Raw genomic sequence first — 19201 nt, 5'->3', positions numbered from 1 at the left:
AATGAAAGACGGATCGGCAGGTGGCATCCTTGCATTTATAGTTGCGGCCCCGGTGGTCGTGATCTGCTGCGGCGGACACGCCGCTGTCCTTGCATCTATGTTGAGCGGGGCTATCGGTACAGCAACCGGCCTTGATATTCTCACCATCCTGTTGATCGCTGTTGGAGTTGGTGTCGGCTATCTCGATTATGTTCTCATGCCTGCTCTGGCGGTGTTTGTCCTCATTACGATCTACGCGCTGATCCGCCGCGCACCAAACACCAATTCCTGAAAGGCTGCTCCATGTCAGATTGCTGCACATCTCCCAATATTGAAACTGACACCTTTGACCTAGTTGTGATCGGCGCGGGTTCTGCCGGTTTCTCCGCCGCTATTACGGCAGCGGATGAAGGCGCGCGTGTCGCCTTGGTTGGATATGGCGCGATTGGCGGCACATGTGTGAACGTCGGCTGTGTGCCTTCCAAGACCATGATCCGCGCCGTAGAAACGCTGCACACTGCAAAGGCGGCCAGTCGTTTTGATGGTATCGAAGCCGCTGGCCAAGTCACCGACTGGAAAGCGATGATTGCACAGAAACAAACGCTGGTTGATGATCTGCGAGCCGCGAAATACGTCGATGTGCTGCCAAGCTACGAGGCCGTGACCTATATCGAAGGTCAGGCCGTCTTTCAGGAAGACGGTTCGATTCAGGTCGGTGAACGTAACCTGAAACCCACAAAGGTCATCATTGCGACCGGATCATCCCAACATGTCCCTGACATTCCTGGTTTGGCTGATCTTGATTGGCTGGACAGCACGTCCGCCTTGCAACTCGATCAGCGGCCTGCGTCGCTAATGGTTATGGGCGGGGGTTATATAGGCGTCGAGATTGCGCAGTTCTTTGCGCGGGCGGGTGCGACAGTCACGATTGTGACCCGTCGCGGGCTGCTGCCCGAAGCTGAGCCCGAAATCAGCGCTGCACTTACGGAAGCCTTTGCAGATGAAGGTATCTCGGTTCTCGATGGGCTGTCCTATGATCGGTTTGAAACCACCGAGACGGGGGTACGTCTACACGCCACTCGAAACGGTCAGCCCCTGACTGTTGATGCAGAAAGGCTAATGCTGGCGACGGGGCGTGTTCCAAACACCAGATCACTGGCGCTTGATGTTGCCGGGATCGCCACGGATGCGCGAGGTGGCGTTGTGGTTGATCCTGCGATGAACAGTTCCCGCGAAGGCGTATATGCTGCTGGCGACGTGACTGGTAATGATCAGTTCGTCTACATGGCGGCCTATGGGGCGAAGCTGGCAGCAAAGAACGCCATGAACGGCAACTCGCTTAACTATGACAATAGCGTCATGCCCTCCGTGGTCTTTTCTGATCCCCAGATCGCCAGTGTCGGAGTAACCGAGGCGCAGGCCACTGCAGATGGCCATGAAGTCGTAACATCTGTGTTAGGTCTTGAACATGTCCCGCGCGCACTCGCGGCTCGTGACACCCGTGGTCTCATCAAGCTGGTGGCAGATAAGCAAAGTAAAAAGCTGCTTGGGGCCCATATTATCGCACCAGAGGGATCAGATACGATCCAGACCGCTGCGATGGCTCTGAAAATGGGCATGACCTACGATGACTTGGGCGACATGATCTTTCCCTACCTCACGACTGTAGAAGGGCTGAAACTGGCAGCGCAGACATTTGAGAAGGACGTGGCAAAGCTGTCTTGCTGCGCCGGATAATGAATCTTTTTGACCGCAGCCCCTACCTGGACTGGTCAGACGTGGCTGACCCCGTCGCGGATGACGCGCTGCGATCCCTCTTGACAGAAGAACGGATGCGTGACCGGTGGTTCGATCTGTCGAAAGAGACACGATCTGTTCACAGGTTAATTCTTGAGAGTTTTGTCCAATGTGCTCGGCCACCAACGCCACAAGAATTGTCAGAGTTGCGGTTGGGTGGTATCGTCCGGGCGCGGCGCCTGTCACTGGCCACGATGCGCAACATTCGCCAGAACCTGTTTTTCGCGATGATCTACAACACGGCCGGTGTGCCGATAGCGGCAGGCATTCTCTACCCATTTTTCGGATTGCTGATCTCGCCAATGTTTGCGGCTGCGGCGATGAGCCTGTCGTCCGTCTCGGTGATTGGCAATGCGCTCAGACTTCGGGGCGTGCAACTCTAGAACGAAGCTGCTCCGCAGCGATGGCGGCAAACAGAGCAAGCGATTGAACTCGGATTTTTGCTGAAAAGCCCCTTACGCCATCTCTGTCAGTGCGTCGATCACAGGATACTCCGGTACGTCGTCGCCTGTACACTGCGCCACCGTGGAAGACAAGACGTGCTTGATGCGCTCGCTTCAAAACCCGCAGTTCGTTAGTACAAATAGAGTAAGCTGGTCGATTTCAAAGCTCTCCTCAAGCGTTTTACCGAATAGCCCCAACCACCTCTCTTGGGCATCATATGCCAAGGCCTCCGCAGCGGCAGGGCAAGCATACGTGAGGTTGGCTTCCGCCTGAAAGTGATGAACCAGTTCATGCACGAACCTTGACAAGCTCAGCGGAGATGGACGCCAAGTTTCGGGAAGTACAATTGTCCCGTTCTTGCGATCATAGAGCGCTTCGATGTCGAGCACATTGCGTCCGGGATTTTGTTTAAGGCCCGGTTGATCACCAAATGCCAGATTAGGCATTGCCGCTTGCTGAATGAAGCGAAAGTTGGATGCTCTACCGGGTTCCGGCAATTCGGTGACGCATTTGACCCAGCACATCAAGGCATCAACGAGCTGCGGGGATGGCCTTTCTTGGCCGTCCAGTAAATCTTTGAACTGGATCACATAACCCGTTCCTGGGACGTCAAATTCTCTTTGTTCAATGGACTGGCCGGTAGCTGGTGACGGCACATAAAAGAGGAACATTTGCAAGACAAACAGAGCGGTGAGTGAACGGCACAGGTGCATTGGTTCTCTCCCTTGGGCATTTGGTGTATTCGGCTCCGCACGTAAGGACTATGGTTTCCCTGAACCGTATGGCCGGGATCGCCAACAAAGGGTGCCTTACGTCAGCGCAAATGGGACCGCGACGATCTACTTCTGGACATCGACCGTGGGAAATCCTGCACGCATGTAAGCCACAATCGTCCAAATCTCATCTGCGCTCAGTACGTCTTTGAATGGTGGCATGTCCGTTCCAAATTGGTTTCCTCCTTCGGAGATTGCCCAAAGCAGGTACTCGTCGCCAGCCATCGGCATCCGCACAAAGCGATTCAGCAATGCCGGAGACGGCACAAGGCTGCGGCCCGCCTCACCGTCGCCGAATCCTTTTGCGCCATGGCAGCTCGCACAGTTATCCATGTAAAGCTCGGCCCCTGTCTCAATCGTGTCTTGTGTGACCGTTACTGTGCTTCGAGCGCCTCGGTAGGCCGAAGGAACACCCTCATTCATGTAGGTCCAATGCCGCTGCATACGTTGGCGTTGTCCTGGGCGCATTCCGTTCCAGTCCCAGTTGTCCGGATCGTGCATGTGCCCTGATCCCATCCAATCAGAGCCCCACCTATCGTTGCAACACGATCCCCCTTGTTGCGCTCCAAGTGTTTGTGGAACCACAAACAGCACCAGAGCGAACAGGCACCTTTTTCTGGTTAATCTTCCGAACATGCCGTTTCTCCTAATCTCAGATTATGGCCTCAAATCGGTGTTCTCTGTTCACCAATCCCGGCCATCTTGCTCATTCATTGTACAATACCGTCGTCCTTACATTCCGTAGGCGTGGCACTCATCTAACTCTCTGTTTGGAGTTTCCAGTTCGAGCGTCGAATGCGCGATGCCAAACTTGCGAATGAGCATTGCTTCGATCCGATCTCTAACCGCCTCAGCATTTTGCCAGCATGTCGTTGAAACGACTATGTGGGCATCGAGAGCTACGCTTTGTGGGTCCAGCAGCCAGAAATGCGCATGGTGAACGCTTTCTACTTCGTCAACAGATTTAATCTGTTGAATTATTTCCTCTGCATCGACTTTTGGACGACCCTCCAACGTCGAAAAGCGGAGTGTTCTAGCAACCTCCCTAACTGAGGCCCACACGACCCTTGAAGCGATGACAATGGCAACAAAAGGGTCAAACCAACGAATGTCATATAGCATCAGCAGCGCGCCCCCACTTACGACTGCAAAGGTTGAAAGCGCAGAACTCAGTTCGCGGGAAGAAATCGAGCGCGCCGTGGCGCTGCCTGTCCCAGACATCCTGGTCAGCCAGTCTACAATCGCGTTAGCCAGCAGCACGATAGCTGCAACTACCACGACGATGCGTCCGTTGGTCGGAGCGGGTTCAATCATCCGAACAAGACTGAAGTAGACTAAGAACAGCCCGATGACAGGTGTCACTGAGCAGCTGACCAGGGCAGCGACTGTCTCAATTCGCCCATAGCTGAAAGATATCTCCTTCGTAGGCGGGTGGCGCGCAAGCCTGCGCCCGGCCAGTACAATCAGATGAGACGTCATCTCAGCGAGACCATTCAGTGCATTGGCTACGAGGGCCGTACTTCCAGAAACAAAACCTCCGACGATCTGAACAACCGAAAGCAACGCCCGTATCCAAGCCGCGGTGCCAGCGAGGCGACGTCCATCATTTTTTTGTGTTACATCGTCAGGAATAGTGCCTCACTCCGCACGCTTTGCTCCGATGGGCCTCGGACGCTCTACGACGTGAGTGTAATTCCTATAGCGGCTATAGCTTCAAGTAAGATTTCTCGTGATGGGCGCATTTCTTCTGGATTCTGACACTTTGCTACACCTTCTCGTTCCCATGATCTGTCAGGCATTCGGAGTGATCTCTTAGAACCTCAAGAATGCGGCACTCAGCGACGCTATCGCCACTGCACTCTGCAATCATGCGTCGAAGCTCGCTACGTAGGGACTTCAAACGGCGTATGCGGGATTCAACATGTTTCAGTTGCCTCCGTGCGATGTGGTCAACATTCGAGCAGGTCAGATGCGGTTGGTCGGAAAGCTCTAGCAACTCCCGTATTGCGCCCAACGGAAATCCAAGCTGGCGTGCGTGCCTAACAAATGACAGGCGGTCAACCGCTTCGTTCCCATAACGCCTCTGGCCACCACTGCTACGCCCGGGTTCAGGCATGATCCCAATCTGTTCGTAGTAGCGGATTGTTTGAACATTTGTTCCGGTACGACGCGCAAGCGCTCCAATTGATAGCATTCAATGCCCCCTAAACCTTCAGCAACTATAGAAATGAAGCCTTCAGGCGACAAGCCTTCGCGGCTTACTCTGGAAAAATACCTTCGCATCCTTATCTGCGAAGATTTTGCTTGAACCTATACCTACTAGAGCATGTAGAGATCATTTTGGGCCACCAATATCAAGCACCTCTGTCAATTCACAATTGATACGCCCTGACAGAAAACCCATGGTCGCGAACAAGACGGAATTTACCCATGCACCCCAGAAAAAGCACATCACTGCTGTTACCACTGATCTGCGCGTTGATCGCGTCCGCGAGCATGGCCAGCGCCTCGTCAATTCATGTGATAAAAACCAGGGGTTGTGGATGTTGCCTTGCATGGATCGAGCATCTGCGAGAAAGCGGCTTTGCTACCACCAGCGAGGACATGTTCGGTGGGCTACTGGTTCGGTTCAAGCTCGACAACGGCGTACCTCAACGAATGGTCTCGTGCCACACGGCACAAGTCGACGGCTATATCATTGAAGGCCATGTACCGGCGGCTGATATTCGCCGCTTGCTTGAAGAACGTCCTGATGCGGTAGGTCTTGCCGTGCCAAAAATGCCGTTAGGATCGCCCGGTATGGACTTTGGAAGTCGTCGTGAACCATATGACGTCATGCTGATCGGCAAGGACGGAAGCTTGGAAGTCTATAACTCATACCCCGCGAGTTGATCCCAATGGTCGGAAGATTGAAGTTGTCCTTGTTTTTTTCCAACAAGGCCCTCTTAGGATGTTTGGCAGTCATCGTCGCATTGATGGCAGATCAGGCATCCAAGGAAGCAGTGCTAGAAAACGCGCACCGCCTGTCTGCCGCTTTGCCGGTTGTGCCCGGCTTCAACTTGGTGTTCACGCGCAACGAAGGGGTCACCTTCGGGCTACTTAGTGGCATGCCGTGGTGGGTATTGACTGTTCTCGCTGTGCTGATTTGTTTGTGGATTTCGAGCGTAATGCTTAGGTCAAACCACAAGGTTGAAGTCGTTGGGTGCGGCCTGATTTTAGGGGGCGCATTGGGCAATATCGCAGATCGTGTCCGACACGGTGGTGTTACGGATTTCTTAGACTTTTATATCGGAAATTACCACTGGCCGTCTTTCAATCTGGCCGATGTAGCGGTTTTGTGCGGTGTATCCCTGTTGATCTTCCACCAGGTTCGCAACCCGGCGTAGCGGCTTCCATTGAAAATACCCGGATCAGATTGTTCAGACACCAAGCTTTTTGGAGGATTGCCGAGCCAAGAAGCTTTTCTGCTGCCGGGGACCAGCGCGGTTAAAGCTAGGTCAGCTCAATCAAAAAGTGGAGTATCAGCAGCGCTCAGTGCCTTTTCAGGGAGCCATGTGATGAGTTCAGGAAACCAGATCAAAGTCGCAATCAGAAGGACTTCCATGACGACCAAGGGAACGGCCCCACGGTAGATGTCAGCAAGACTTACGCCTTTCGGTGCGGCCATCTTCGCAAAGAAAAGCGCATAACCAAATGGTGGTGTCAGGAACGAAGTTTGCAACGACAGCGCAATCAGACCCGCCAACCACATCTTTGCAAAATAAGCGGAGCCCACATGGTCGGCAAAATCGAGTTGCGCGAAAATCGGCATCAGTATCGGCACAAAGACCAGCAGAACTTCGATCCAGTCAAAGACAAACCCAAGAACAATGACGACGCCCAGCAATATCGCGAGCATTTCCCACCGGGTGAGATCGAAGCCTGATATCCAATTGAAAATCACGTCGGGTCCGCCGACCAAATTGAAGCTGAGTGAGAATACCGTTGCGCCAACGACGATGAAGAACACCATTGACGTCATCGTGCTGGTCTGAACCGTCACCGAATTGAACATTGAGAACGACAACCGCCGACGGAACAGCGCGACAACAAGCGCGCCGAACACCCCAACTCCTGCGGCTTCGGAAAGAGTGGCAAGACCTGTAATGATGCTCAACGGGATTGACGCAATCACGACAACAGCAGCAATGACTGATGCGACATCGGCCCAAATCTTTCCATCGGAGACTGCTACGGGCGTTTCCACTTTTTTCCAGAGTGTCGTTGCGAAAAACAGCGAGAACGCGGTCACCATCAGGAATACCGGTACAATCAAAGCCACATACATCAACCCGATCCGCAACTGGAACAGGTTCGCCACGAAAAAGAGCAGCACTGCCGGTGGAAAAACCACGCCGAGCGCGCCGGAGGCTGCCACAGCCGCTCCGGCAGTTCGAGGCGCGTACCCAGACGCCAACATAGGTGCATATGCAACGAGGGCCACGGTAACGACCGACGCACCGATCACCCCGGCCGCAGGGGCAAGAACGAGACCAATCAGGAGTGTCGCGATCGCATAGCGTCCGGGGACACCTGACAAGACCCGCCCCAACAAGCGAAACATGGTTTCGGCAATACCGCTGGCGTTCAGGATCAGCCCCAGAAAAATCAAGAGCGGAACACTGGTAAACTGAACGCCTTCATTTGTTAGCACACCCCTGACCCGAAAATAGATCAGGCCCAGGTGTTGGAAATCTGTCATCCCCGACCATGCCGCTGCTGCAAATCCCAGGAAGCCTGTGCCAGCCAGAATTAGCGCCACCGGGAACCCGCTGAAAACGCCAATAGCCATGGTCAACAGCATCGCGATGGTCAGAATCTCACTCGCCATCGTGCAAGCCCCTGGCGGTCTCGGGCGCACCGTTTGGACGTCTACCCGCGAGAAACGCAATGTTGCGAGCGGCAACGATAAATCCGGCCAGCGCAAGTAGTATCGGACCAACGAACCCTGCGGCACGCCGAGCCCAGACCTGGGTATCGGCGTATTTCGTCGTGCGCATCAGCCCGTCCCAACCATAGTAGGTCAGGATCACGCCAAGCGGCAAAATCACAAAGAGGCATCCAATTAACTCAATCCACGCAATTCTGCGCGCCGACCAGTGGCGTCGGAAGACGTCTACCCGGACGTGACCATCGCGTAGGTAGGTATAGCCGAAGGTCATAAATATCAGGATGAACAACAAAGAAGTGGAAAGGTCTGGCAAATAGCCTGAGACACCCAATTGAAGCTTACGATCTAGCATCTGAAGCGCGCTGTAGGCGGCTATCAGAATTACAGTCGTCCATGACGCAAGGACACCGACAACCCGAATGCAACGGTCAAGCCAACTCAACAATCCCAAGTCGTTCCCCTTTTTCCCCGGGCGTTCTATGCGCCCCTACTCATTGTCTACAGGTTTACGCTGTGACAGCACTGCGGGCGCCTGCCTTGCGGTCACCATGCAGTTCCAGTTCCTCATCTTTTCGGGCTTTCAATAGTCGTAGTGCGTTGGTGACGACCAAAAGAGATACGCCTACATCTGCGGCAATCGCTCCCCACATAGAGGCCATGCCAAAGGCAGTCAGCCCGACAAACAACGCCTTGGTCGCAAGCGACAAGCCGATGTTCTGGCGGATAATTCCCATCGTTCTGTGCGAATGGGTAACAAGCCAGGGAACTTTTCCGATGTCGTCGGTCATCAACGCAATATCCGCCGTCTCAATGGCGGCGTCCGAACCAACCGCGCCCATTGCAATTGCAAAGTGCGCCCGAGCCATTGCCGGAGCATCGTTGACGCCGTCACCGATCATCGCAACCACGTCATGATTGGCTGTCAGTTCCTCGATTGCGGTAACTTTGTCTTCGGGCAGAAGTTCTGAGCGGACCTCATCAATTCCAACTTCAGCTGCGATCGCACGGGCGGTGCGCTCATTGTCACCGGTCAGCATGATGATCTTCGTCACACCTTGGGCATGCAGCCGGGCAACAATGCCCTTTGCATTCGCACGGATCTTATCCCGCAATTCGATTACGCCAAGCAATCGATCAGACGTGCCCACCACGACCATTGTGCTACCTGCCGATTGAATCTGATGCAGCAAGTCACAGGGAATGGTTTCTTGAAGCCCTTTCTCCGCAGAAAACCTGTCCGAACCCAACCAGATTTCCTGTCCCTGCCACTCTCCTTCGACCCCACGACCGGGGACGGTTTTCGTATTTTCCGCTGCGACGGGATCAATCCCGTCAGACGCTGCACGCTCCAAAATGGCTCGTGCAAGTGGATGCGAGGAACGGGCTTCCAATGCCACCGCTGCCTGCAACAGTTCAGCTTTCGTGGTTTTGCCTAGTGGCCGGAGGTTTGTGACTTCAGGTTTGCCTTCTGTAATGGTCCCTGTTTTATCCATAGCCAAAGCGGTCATTTGCGACGGGGCTTCGACATAGGCTCCACCTTTAATGAGTACGCCGTGTCGAGCAGAGGATGCGAGTGCTGCGACTATTGAAACCGGTGTCGAGATCACTAGAGCGCAAGGGCAGGCAATGACCAGCAACACAAGCGCATTATAAAACCAGTAGTTCCAAGCACCGCCTGTAAGAAGAGGCGGAATCACAGCGATCAGAAACGCCAAAATCATAACAATCGGGGTGTAGATGCGGGCAAACTTTGTCACCCACTGCTCCACCTCCGCGCGCCGCGAATGGGCATCTCCGACCATGCGGATGATCTTAGATAGGACAGTATCTGAAGAAGGCTTCGTGGCGCGGACGATGAGAGTTCCATCGCCATTGATTGTACCTGCATAAACCTCGTCGCCGGTTTCTTTCGGCACAAGTGCGCTTTCGCCTGTAATGGGCGCTTGATCAACCTCGCCACGGCCATCAATAACTTCGCCGTCCAGGGCGATGCGGTCACCGCCCCGCACGACAAACTTATCTCCAACGGACACATCTGCCGCAGCTATGTCATTCTCACGACCATCCTCCCGGATCACTCTGGCTGTGGGCGGTGCGAGATTAAGCAAGGCGGAAACTGCGTTACGCGCTCTTCCGACGCTCCAACTTTCCAAGGTCAGGGAAAGCGCGAAGAAGAATGCGACTGTCGCGGCCTCGAAAAACTCTCCGATAGCAATTGCGCCAGCAACAGCAATGATCATGAGAAGGTTCATGTCTGGAGAAAACCGTCGCAACGAAGACCATGCTTTTGGCGCAACCAACCAAACCCCCAAAATGATCGCTATAAGGAATGCGGAAACTTCGATCACTGGCATCTGTGTGTCGCCATGGCCGGAGAACAAACTGATTGCACCTCCCGCCCCTGTTTCGATCACGTGATATGTAAGCCCGGCGGCCCAGAAACAACCGCTCAGCCCTGTGAACAATCGTTGCTGCCTGAAATGCGATGCCTGATCTGCCTCGGCTGTCTCAGCGTCCCAGGGCTTGGCGCTCATGCCGGTAGAGCCAACAAGTCGAATGACTGTCTCATCCGACACCAGTTGCGCGCTCTCGCGCAAAATCATCCTGCCATTCAAAACATCAAAGGCCAGATGTTCTGCGCCTCCAACTCCGGGACCGACGACACGACTCAGGATCGCAACTTCTTCTGCGCAATCAAGACCTGTCACGCGAAAGCTTCGCCCTGCTTCGGATGCGCCCGGCGTCGCTATCGCTTCGCCACAAGAACTACCACACGCACCACTACTTTGCGTCTGGTTTTGGCTGCGTTCCGATCCACTGATACACTTCTCAACAGGCATGATTCGCCTCACTATTCGATTAATTTTGCGCAGACTAACTTCTATAGCTACTAGAGGTTCAACACATTTATTGCCAAATAGCTTTTTGGTGACGCCGCCTCTAAACCGTTGCATAGGTTTAGGTAAAAATGCCGGTTATCGAGTATGCGCATGCGCTAAAACTGAGATTGACGTGACTACATCGCGTTGGAGCCTTGTCGGTTTCCCCGGCATGTCGGTCGAACTATCGCCGCGTGTTTTCTGAACGGCCGCATATCATTCTGCCAAGCAGCGAGTACCATTTGGCGGTGCAGCAGGTAAGCGCTCTGCATGCACTCGCAGCAAAATTTTCTTGCACCGTTATGGGCTCCTTGCGGCCATTCTCCGCAGGATGCTTGAACGTCGGCTTGGCCTTGCGGACGATCTGCGCGACCGCAAAAACCTCTTTCGGCCACTTCCTCATCGGGCGTTCAAAAACCTATCCCGCTTTCTCCCTGAGCACTCTGACGGCCACTGGTCGCCTCTGATCCCCGGCTTTCCGAAACTGCACAATCACATCGATCATCGAGCGGCAGTATTCGAGAATCTCGGAATAGGTCAGGCCGGTATCCGCCTGCAGGACCATCAGAGCCAGGCGCGACAGGGCGGATTCCGGTGATGCTGCGTGCAAGGTGGAAATCCCGCCCGGATGACCCGAGTTGATGGCCGACAGAAAATCATAGGCTTCCGCTCCGCGCAGCTCCCCCATGATGATCCGCTCCGGTCGGAATCGCAGACAGGCTTTCAAGAGATCGCTGCTCGATGCGTTCTTGTTGACCACCAGAGAAACCGCATTGGGCTGGCTGGGCCGAATTTCCAGCACGTCTTCAATGGTCACGATCCGCTCGGAATGGTCGACTTCACCAAGACAGGCGCGCAACCAGGTCGTTTTGCCGGAGGATGTCCCGCCCGACAACAGGATGTTCCATTTGGCCTTGACCGCCGCGCACAGAAAATCACCAAAACCTTTGTTCTCGTAGGCATCGAACACAGCCTCATCGGCGGGATCAACGCCAGCCTTCAGATCATCCATGTTGGCGCCCAGATCCGGCAATCCCTGCATCAGATCATCGAGCGAAAGTTGTTTTGCCACGGCCCGGCGCAAGGCAAACGCAACGCCAGCCTCAACAGCAGGTTTGACCGCGACCTGCGCCCGCCACAATGACCCGTCGATTTCAAACTGCGATCCGGCCAGCGGCGTTTTGCTGGAAATGGGATTTTCACCGGCCAGGTCATGTGCGAGCGCCTCTGCATCATCCTCACCCATCGGCTCGTCCTGCAGACGCATGGCGGGCTCGCCGCTGCGCTCAATCCAGACCCGACCGTCCGGGTTCAGAACGATTTCAGACAGGAGAGGATCGGAGAGCAATTGCTCTCCGAACACCCGATTCAACGTACTTTCGAGATGACGGCTCATCGGCTCACGCTCCGGTCGCCCTTGGCGCGTTCTTCCCGTTCCCGACGCCGTTGCTCTTGCACCACCGGATCACGGTCAATCTGCCGATCGACGTTTTTCACATCCCAGGCCGTGCGGGTGACATTGACGCGCTCCGGTTCGTCGGTCTCGTGGTTCCGGCGTGACCGGGTGACTTCTTCTTTGCCCGCTTTGACGAACGTGGCTTTGTCACCAACCGAGATGTTGTTCCGTGCCATCTGGTCTTGCAGAGCGGTGCCCCAGATCCGTTCCGGTTCGTCTTTGCCCTCGACCTTCATATCCACATAGAACGACTTGGTGTTTGGATCATCGGGGCGCACCAGAGCCTCTTTGGCATCGACGATGACACCCGTGACGCCGGTTTCAACGGTGACCTCCTGCCGAACGGTGCGGTCCTGCTGGCCTTTTCCTTCGGGCCGGTCTTGGGGCGCATCCCTTTTGATACGCGCAGCCTCTTGTAGTGGCTCAAGTCCGCGTTGTTCCTCACGCGGTGCGCGCTCGATGTCAGTTGCTTTCCAGGCGCGGCGGTTTGCCTCGATGGTCTTCTCTTCGCCGGTCTTTGGATCGCTCTTGGTCACTGTCACTCTCTTGTAACCGTCATGGGCAAGTGTGGCGGTGTCACCGATGTTGAGATTTTCACGCTGCATCATGTCAGGTAGATCGACGCCCCAGACGCGGAAGGGTTTGTCCCGGCCGTCCACTTTCAGATCGACATAAGGCGACAGGCTGTCTTTGTCGTCTTCTTTGAAGAGCGCGTCACCAGTACCGATGATTTGCCCCCGCACACCTGCGTCCAGATCGGGACGTTGCGGGGCAGAGCTAACAGCTTTTGCATCTGGTGCCTGCCCTTGCCGTTTTGAGCCCGGGCGTGCGCCACCCTCATCACGATCCGATGCGCGGCCTGTCACACGCTCCTGCACCCGATCCTCAATCTCAAGCAAACGTCCACCGATCGCGGCTCGATCAAAACCCTGCCCCTTCATGGTCTGGATTTCGGTCTGAACGCCGGTCTTGATCTTTTCTTGCAGGAAGTCGTCTCCCCTGCCTTCTGCAAAGGCGCGGTTGATGTCACGGATCTCGCCACGGGCATCGCGGTAGGTCTCAGAAGCATCTTTATACGCGGCCTTCATGTCGATCCGCGCCTGGTTCTCGCTGAGCGAATGCGCGTTGGCCAATGTCCGCACATCCCTTTCGAACCAATTCTCGCGCGTTTGCCGGTCTACATCGGCGCCATTGCGGATACGCGACAAGACCAGATCGCCATTGATGCCCATCGCTTCGAACCGCTCGGCCACTTGCCTGTCGGCATCCTTCAGCACAGCCTTGGTGGCAGCAGCGCGCGGGTCGTTTGCATCGGCACGCTCCCGACCATCTGAGCCAGCACGCTCCTGTCCGATGGGCTTGGTGCGCGTTGGATCTGCTGCATCCCGTTCAGCTTCCCGGCGCTGGCGTGTCGGATCAACATCATCGCGGCCGACCTCAACCTCATCATCCCGTTCCAGCCGCTTGCCAAAGAACGTCTTGGTCTCTTCATCCATAAGCGGCTCGTAGTCCCGCAGGACCCGTGAAATCGCGGCCTCTGTCTGACTGCGCTTGTCCTCGTCCTGCATGGCTTCGGCCTTGGCGTCCATGCCTGTGATAAACTCACGGACATCGGTTCCAATGGCCTTCATCTCCCTATCAATGGCGGGGGCCTGTGCCGGGTCCATCTGGTTGGCGACTTGTTGATTCATGTCGATTTCCTCTGATCTGAGAACCCCGTCCGTCACCAGGATTGATGCTGCGCCGAGTACAGCTTTGCTAAAGGCCCCCAGGGTCTCGGCACGCCCTGGGTATTGGGTTGTGAAAATGCCCTGCTCAAAACCGGCGTGATGCGACCGGAGTGTTTCGCCAAGGGCGGCATAGTCTGCATTGCGTTGATCGCTCATGACCTGCAGCTGGTCCGGCGCGGCGACTTGCTGTCGGCCGATGCCAAAAAACGGAAAACCTCTGCGCTGCTCTGGGGCCGGCCGCTCGCGCAGATCCCGGCCGTCGCGCCTTGCATGAACCCGCGCGCTGCTTTCGCGTTCCGGGCGCAGGTTGCGGCTGAACCGGCTGGTCGCGGTCAGAACAATGCCGACGTCCCGAGCGGTCTCAACCTGCAGCTCTCGCAGATCTTGCGTTGTGATCCCGTAGCGGCTGATCTGAAGGGTCTTGCCAGACGCCCCTGCCCGGCTGATCACCAGGTGTGTATGCGGATGGCCGGTATCGTCGTGATGGGCCATCACATATTTGTAGCGGTCGCCGTATTCGCCATTCGTCAGACGCGCGCCGAAACTGCGCGCGGCCTGCTTCGCCGCCTCCCGGTCTGTGTCCTTGGGGTAGGACAGGATGACGTGATAGCTGTAGTTCGTGACCCGCGCGTCCATTCGGGCCCAATCCTTCGCCCATTCGTCCTGGACGTCGCGCAGACCCTCCATCCCATGCGTCAACTCGCCGGTATCGCCTCGTTCCATTTCGACGGTGCCCTTGCGCGTGATGTAAGACAGCTGGCCGCCCAGACGGCCGGATGCCGTGACACCGCCACCTCGGACAATCTTGACCACCGCCTGATTGGTCAGAAGCGCATTGGCAATCATGCCAGCCGCGCCACCTGACGAGCTCTGCCGTTGCGGTGACCGACGCCGCGACCGCGCGGGGTTTTGACCAGGGCGCGGCTTTAGGTTCGGGATAAGCTGAAACTCTCCAAAGAGCGCCTCCCAGGCCGGGTCATATGCCGTGGTCAGGCTGGTCATGATCTAACCTTCGCCTTTGGTGATACACGCGCCGCGCGCTGTTTTTCCGCAAGCCGCTCGATCTCTAATGCACGGGTAAAAGACCGCTGATGGGCGGCGTCGGAATAGTCCTCGATCAGACGGCGTAATTCCCGAACCTCTACTTTCATGTCCTCGATCTGTTCTTCGGTGCGTTTGTTGAGCCGGAACTTCCCGGCATTTGCGGCACGGGTCATCTGGTTGAGGTTGTTCGCCATGCCGACCAACTGAGCCAGGTGCTCTTTGAATTGCTGTGTTCGGAACTCTTCTTTCGACGGAATACCAAAGGCAATGCGGATACAGACACGCACCAATCCAGTCACACTGCGCAACTGCATGGCCTTGCTGCGTTGTTTGAGGAACGTCAATTCGTCCTCATCAAAGCGCATGGTTGTCGTGACTGATTTAGGTACGCCAGGTGGCATCGGGGCTTTCTCCACGATCAGAAATCGTGCGTGGCCCCGTCAGACCGCGCGTATGCTGTTTCAAGTGTAAGTTGAATTGATAGCCGACTGCAAGTCTATCAGATTGTCGATAGCACAATCTGTATTATCCCGCAAAGTAAGCGTAGGATGTAGACGGTCCGTAGCGGGAGCCACGACGGCTTGACGCCTACCACTAACCAAAATCCGTTTGGCGTCCGATCCGTGGCAAATGCCATTACGCTGTCGCCGTCTGGCTGGCGGGCTTTGCCAGATGGCACATGTCACCAGACCATTGGCAAGTTCCATATGCCTGATAATCGCCAACCATCTGGCATGTAGCAAACGTCTGTTGGCAATACCCTTTTGGCATTCCTGGTTATAGACGGTTGAGTATTGCTTAGAAAAGCAATAGCGTCTGTGTCAGCGCGGGTGACGGGTCGCGCGATAACTTGCAATCGCGAGCCCGGTTGTAGCACGCCGCTGCGCGGCGTGGCTTTCGGGCGCAGACCCGGAGACCAAATTGAAAATCTATGCCGCTGTAAACTCCAAAGGCGGAGCTGGGAAATCTTCCATGCTCGTCGCCTTCGCTTCTGCTTTGCACCATCAGGGCAAACATGTCCGTATCCTCGATCTGGATTCCCAAGGCACACTATCGGAATGGTTGATTCCGAACAACGGGTTGGACCCGATCCCCGCAGATGAACTTCTGATCGAGGCCGGGCAGTTTGCCAAGGAAGATGCGGAGAATGCCAAACTCGCTTATGCCCACATTCTTGAGGCAGAAAAGGCGGGAGGCTTTGACTACCTGCTGATCGACACCAAAGGCGAACCTAGCATGACGGCTGCAATGGCGATGGCCGTGGCCGATATGGTGCTGTGCCCGTCTGATGGATCATCGGCAGAATACAAGCCAATCCTGGTCACATACAGATCGTGTGAGGCGGCGATGCAGCAAATCGGCAGCACCGCAGACCCGAAAGAGAAGTTTCGGATTATGTTCACCCGACAGTCTGTTGCGCAGTCAGCCGGTATCCAGAAGGGCAAACAGGCTTTGGAAAAGCAGTTTACCTGCATCAGTGGCATTGCCGATTCCGCCGCGATGGACGACGCGCTTAGGGCGGGGACAACGATCGGGAGGCTGATGGGCTTCGCTGAAGAAGCCATGGAACAGGCGGATACGCAGTCAGCTAGGTCGAACGCCCGCCGCATGGCGGATCGCTGCCAAAAGGCGCTGAGCAATGCTGACTATGTCCTAAATGCTCTGAAGGAAAGCGAGGTGCAGCATGTCCCGGCCTAAGAGCATCGATAGCCTGCTGAACGGACCTGCATCCGACATCGCGCCGACCGTGACGGATCTTAGCAAGCGGGAACAGGGTGAAACTGCAACTGGCCCAAAGCCGGAACCTGAGTCTGCCAAAGGGGTGAAGACAGAACCGGTGGCAGACGCGACACCGACCGCAAAACCAAAACGGTTAAATCCGGCCCCTGCGAAACCAAAGCAGAAAGAACCTGCCCAGCCCGAAAACCTAAGTGCCGCAGGGCAACCGATCAGGGTTCAGATTTCCACATCAGACGGCAGTGAGATTGCGGCGGCCCTGGAAGAGGTCCGCGGCAACATACCTGCCGCCTTCCAGAAGAACTTTAACCTTGGAGCCTTTTTCAAAGAGGTCCTGCAGGGCAACGATGCCGCCATTGCGGCTATGATCCGGAACAACCTGAACGGGGATGCACAATGAGCAAGCGCAAAAAAGCAACAAATGAAACCAAGAGCGTCGTGCGGACTCCGATCCGGTTTCAGGTATCAGCCCTTGAAGGCGGTGAGGTAGAAAAGGAATTTCTGGACCTGCTGGAAGATGTGCCGCCGCCGCTGCGTGCGAGTGTGAATATCGGAAGTCTGTTCCGGCAAGTGATGCTGGAAAACGACAAAGAAATTGCCAAGACGATCAGAACAACGATGCAAGAAAAAGAGGTACATTGATCGCGTTTTGTTCCGTCGCGACAAACCTCCAATGTCACGCTGGCGGCCAGGGCAGCGCTGGCCGAGGACTACCCACAGGCTGACGCTGAGATATTCGGTGTCTCTGCTTACAGCCTGCTTCGGTCAGGTCAATTTCGCCCAAGGTTGAAATTGACCCGACTGGATAGCCCTCAGCCCCACCAGCGGAGAGGACATTCTAAACTCTTGGGTCAATGCTTGTTGTGAGAAATGAGCAAGCCAGGAAAAAGGGGGCGCTCATGCGCCACCCCCTTTCAATTCGGCCATTTTCTCGGTCAGCGTCCAAAGCGCGCGATTGAGCGCTTTGTTCTGGTCGATCCCGGCAACGGCACGGGTCCTCTGACGGCGGGTCCGACCATCGGCTGTGCGGACACGCCCATAAATCCCGCCTCGGATGACATTTTCCTGAACCACGTTGAACGCGGTCCACAGATCAGCCGAGCGGTCTGCGTTGCGGCGCGTGCTGAGCAACCGTGACGCATCAATCGGCGCGGGTTTTCCATCTTCTTTGGCCGCTTCAGGAAAACGCAACTGGTGTGCGGCTTCGGCCAAAATCTTCCGTTCCGCGTCGTTCACGGTGATGGCCTTGAAGTCTTGCACCTGCTCCGTGATGTCTTCGGCATCGTCCAAAACGGTAAACGCGCCTTCAATGACTTCGGACACCGCGTTTCCCGAGTGCCGCACCTTCACCTCGTTAAAGGTATCGCCCACCATCAAGCCATTGGCGCAGACAAACCGGAAATAGCCGGGGATCATCTGATAGCTGCTGGTCCCGTCATTGGCGTTGACCAGTACAATTTCGAAGGACTCGCCGTCGCTGTTGGTGATCGAGCGGTGACGAAGCCGCAGCATGTGCTTGGTAAACGCGGCCTTGCCCGGAACACGGGTGTTCGCCTGCTGGGCAAAGAACGGGTCAAACCCTTCTTTCCGCAGCCCGTCCAGAACGTTTACGGTCGGGACCGGTACAAAGCGGTCAGAGCGGCTCTCGTGACCTTCGGTTGCAAAAATAGACGGGACAGCTTGGCGCAGCTGGTCGTTGGTCAGCGCCTCCCCTGTCACCAGTCCGCCGCATGACATGCCCCGCATGTAACGATTGTAAGTCATCAGGAATATTCCTCTGTGGTGATGCGGTGGCCGATCTGCGCCCGACCTGTCCGCTTGCTGCTTGTTGTGAACACAGCAGGCCAAGGGTGAGGGCTTCACCCGAACGCCTGCTGGACTGACATCAGCCACCCTCGCCCCTCCGCGTTTTTCCCGGCGAAGGAGGGGGGCCGATGGAAAAGATCCGGATCTGATTGGAGGACTGGGGGTCAGGCTGAAAAACGGAAGGTTTGCGCGCTCTGCGCGTGAAAGCCGTTTTTCTGCTTGAGGCGCATGGGAATGAGAAATGTGAGCCGCGCCAGGGCGCGGGTCTCCCGTTGCGCCTTCCCCCTGGACCGGATCAGATACGAGAGCTTTTCGGCCCCGCGACGCCCGGGAAAACAAGCATCGCAGTCCGCTTGTCGGTCTGCGTTTTGCTCGATGTCTATCGAGCGTGGCCCTAGCAAAAGGCGAAGCGAACGGGCGTCACCCGAAGGGCCGAAACGGACGTGATCAGGCGACTTGCGGCTGCGGTGAAAGCTGGCTCGGATGAGACAGGTTTCACAGCCCTCGGGCCGCAGGGAGAATGGGCATGTCTGGTTCGGGGCGTAAGCCGGTAGGTCCGGCTGGAGCCAAGCACGCGGTCACGCGCTGAAGGCGCGTGATTTGCCCTGATCACTATGCTGACTCCC

General features: G+C 55.9%; 18 protein-coding genes and 1 pseudogene. 8 read left to right on the top strand and 11 right to left on the bottom strand.

Annotated elements, in window-relative coordinates:
* Position 1: 1 nt before the first annotated feature.
* From GS605_RS21105 to GS605_RS18840, 3 genes and pseudogenes are all read left to right on the top strand, one after another.
* A complete protein-coding gene (locus GS605_RS21105; protein WP_253283353.1) occupies positions 2–271 on the top strand; it encodes a mercury resistance system transport protein MerF in 270 nt (89 codons plus the stop codon).
* A gap of 11 nt (positions 272–282) precedes the next feature.
* The gene (merA, locus tag GS605_RS18845) at positions 283–1716 is read left to right on the top strand and encodes a mercury(II) reductase (RefSeq protein ID WP_170635077.1); all 1434 of its coding nucleotides are present in this window, start codon (positions 283–285) and stop codon (positions 1714–1716) included.
* A gap of 212 nt (positions 1717–1928) precedes the next feature.
* Positions 1929–2159 (top strand): annotated as a pseudogene (locus GS605_RS18840) (copper-transporting ATPase); the annotation flags it as partial.
* 174 nt (positions 2160–2333) lie between these two features.
* On the opposite strand, the gene GS605_RS18835 reads toward GS605_RS18840, so the two are convergent.
* The 4 genes from GS605_RS18835 to GS605_RS18820 all read right to left on the bottom strand — a co-directional run bounded on the left by GS605_RS18835 (position 2334) and on the right by GS605_RS18820 (position 5187).
* Positions 2334–2933, bottom strand: coding sequence for a DUF6647 family protein (locus GS605_RS18835; RefSeq protein WP_170635076.1), 600 nt, complete (start codon positions 2931–2933; stop codon positions 2334–2336).
* Between the two features lie 126 nt (positions 2934–3059).
* The gene (locus GS605_RS18830) at positions 3060–3494 is read right to left on the bottom strand and encodes a cytochrome c (protein WP_170635075.1); all 435 of its coding nucleotides are present in this window, start codon (positions 3492–3494) and stop codon (positions 3060–3062) included.
* Positions 3495–3725: 231 nt separating this feature from the next.
* Positions 3726–4625, bottom strand: a complete 900-nt coding sequence (locus GS605_RS18825) for a cation diffusion facilitator family transporter (protein ID WP_371807779.1) — start codon at positions 4623–4625, stop codon at positions 3726–3728.
* Between the two features lie 133 nt (positions 4626–4758).
* The gene (locus GS605_RS18820; RefSeq protein ID WP_170635073.1) at positions 4759–5187 is read right to left on the bottom strand and encodes a helix-turn-helix domain-containing protein; all 429 of its coding nucleotides are present in this window, start codon (positions 5185–5187) and stop codon (positions 4759–4761) included.
* A 302-nt stretch (positions 5188–5489) separates the two neighbouring features.
* Between GS605_RS18820 and GS605_RS18815 the strand changes: the two genes are divergently transcribed.
* A complete protein-coding gene (locus tag GS605_RS18815; RefSeq protein WP_371807778.1) occupies positions 5490–5885 on the top strand; it encodes a DUF411 domain-containing protein in 396 nt (131 codons plus the stop codon).
* A 5-nt stretch (positions 5886–5890) separates the two neighbouring features.
* A complete protein-coding gene (lspA, locus tag GS605_RS18810) occupies positions 5891–6379 on the top strand; it encodes a signal peptidase II (RefSeq protein WP_170635071.1) in 489 nt (162 codons plus the stop codon).
* A 116-nt stretch (positions 6380–6495) separates the two neighbouring features.
* Here the strand turns inward: lspA and GS605_RS18805 are convergent, their stop codons facing one another.
* The 6 genes from GS605_RS18805 to GS605_RS18780 form a co-directional block, all read right to left on the bottom strand.
* Positions 6496–7836 (bottom strand): TRAP transporter large permease subunit, encoded by a 1341-nt coding sequence (locus GS605_RS18805; RefSeq protein WP_253283352.1) that lies wholly within the window; start codon positions 7834–7836, stop codon positions 6496–6498.
* 16 nt (positions 7837–7852) lie between these two features.
* The gene (locus tag GS605_RS18800) at positions 7853–8275 is read right to left on the bottom strand and encodes a TRAP transporter small permease subunit (protein ID WP_253283351.1); all 423 of its coding nucleotides are present in this window, start codon (positions 8273–8275) and stop codon (positions 7853–7855) included.
* 154 nt (positions 8276–8429) lie between these two features.
* Positions 8430–10763: a cation-translocating P-type ATPase gene (locus GS605_RS18795; protein ID WP_170635069.1), complete on the bottom strand. Its 2334-nt coding sequence runs from the start codon at positions 10761–10763 to the stop codon at positions 8430–8432.
* 457 nt (positions 10764–11220) lie between these two features.
* Entirely contained in the window at positions 11221–12198 is a 978-nt protein-coding gene (locus GS605_RS18790) for an ATPase, T2SS/T4P/T4SS family (RefSeq protein WP_171724971.1), read from the bottom strand.
* The gene (locus GS605_RS18785; RefSeq protein WP_171724970.1) at positions 12195–14990 is read right to left on the bottom strand and encodes a relaxase/mobilization nuclease domain-containing protein; all 2796 of its coding nucleotides are present in this window, start codon (positions 14988–14990) and stop codon (positions 12195–12197) included. Before GS605_RS18785 ends, GS605_RS18790 begins: the two co-directional genes overlap by 4 nt.
* On the bottom strand, positions 14987–15433 hold the full coding sequence (locus tag GS605_RS18780) for a MobC family plasmid mobilization relaxosome protein (protein ID WP_171724969.1): 447 nt from the start codon (positions 15431–15433) through the stop codon (positions 14987–14989). The genes GS605_RS18785 and GS605_RS18780 overlap by 4 nt, the downstream gene beginning before the upstream one ends.
* A gap of 520 nt (positions 15434–15953) precedes the next feature.
* Between GS605_RS18780 and GS605_RS18775 the strand changes: the two genes are divergently transcribed.
* Genes GS605_RS18775 through GS605_RS18765 form a run of 3 tightly spaced genes read left to right on the top strand, consistent with a single transcriptional unit; the run spans position 15954 to position 17411 of the window.
* A complete protein-coding gene (locus GS605_RS18775; protein WP_256369031.1) occupies positions 15954–16730 on the top strand; it encodes a ParA family protein in 777 nt (258 codons plus the stop codon).
* On the top strand, positions 16717–17169 hold the full coding sequence (locus tag GS605_RS18770) for a hypothetical protein (RefSeq protein WP_171724967.1): 453 nt from the start codon (positions 16717–16719) through the stop codon (positions 17167–17169). Before GS605_RS18775 ends, GS605_RS18770 begins: the two co-directional genes overlap by 14 nt.
* On the top strand, positions 17166–17411 hold the full coding sequence (locus GS605_RS18765) for a hypothetical protein (protein ID WP_171724966.1): 246 nt from the start codon (positions 17166–17168) through the stop codon (positions 17409–17411). Before GS605_RS18770 ends, GS605_RS18765 begins: the two co-directional genes overlap by 4 nt.
* 255 nt (positions 17412–17666) lie before the next feature.
* On the opposite strand, the gene GS605_RS18760 is transcribed toward GS605_RS18765, so the two are convergent.
* Entirely contained in the window at positions 17667–18533 is an 867-nt protein-coding gene (locus GS605_RS18760; RefSeq protein ID WP_171724965.1) for a DUF932 domain-containing protein, read from the bottom strand.
* Positions 18534–19201 lie beyond the last annotated feature (668 nt).

The organism is Ruegeria sp. HKCCD7559 (genome assembly GCF_013110575.1).
Classification (GTDB): Bacteria; Pseudomonadota; Alphaproteobacteria; order Rhodobacterales; family Rhodobacteraceae; genus Ruegeria.
Note: the sequence above shows the minus strand (reverse complement) of the source record. Positions and strands in the feature narration are given on the sequence as shown.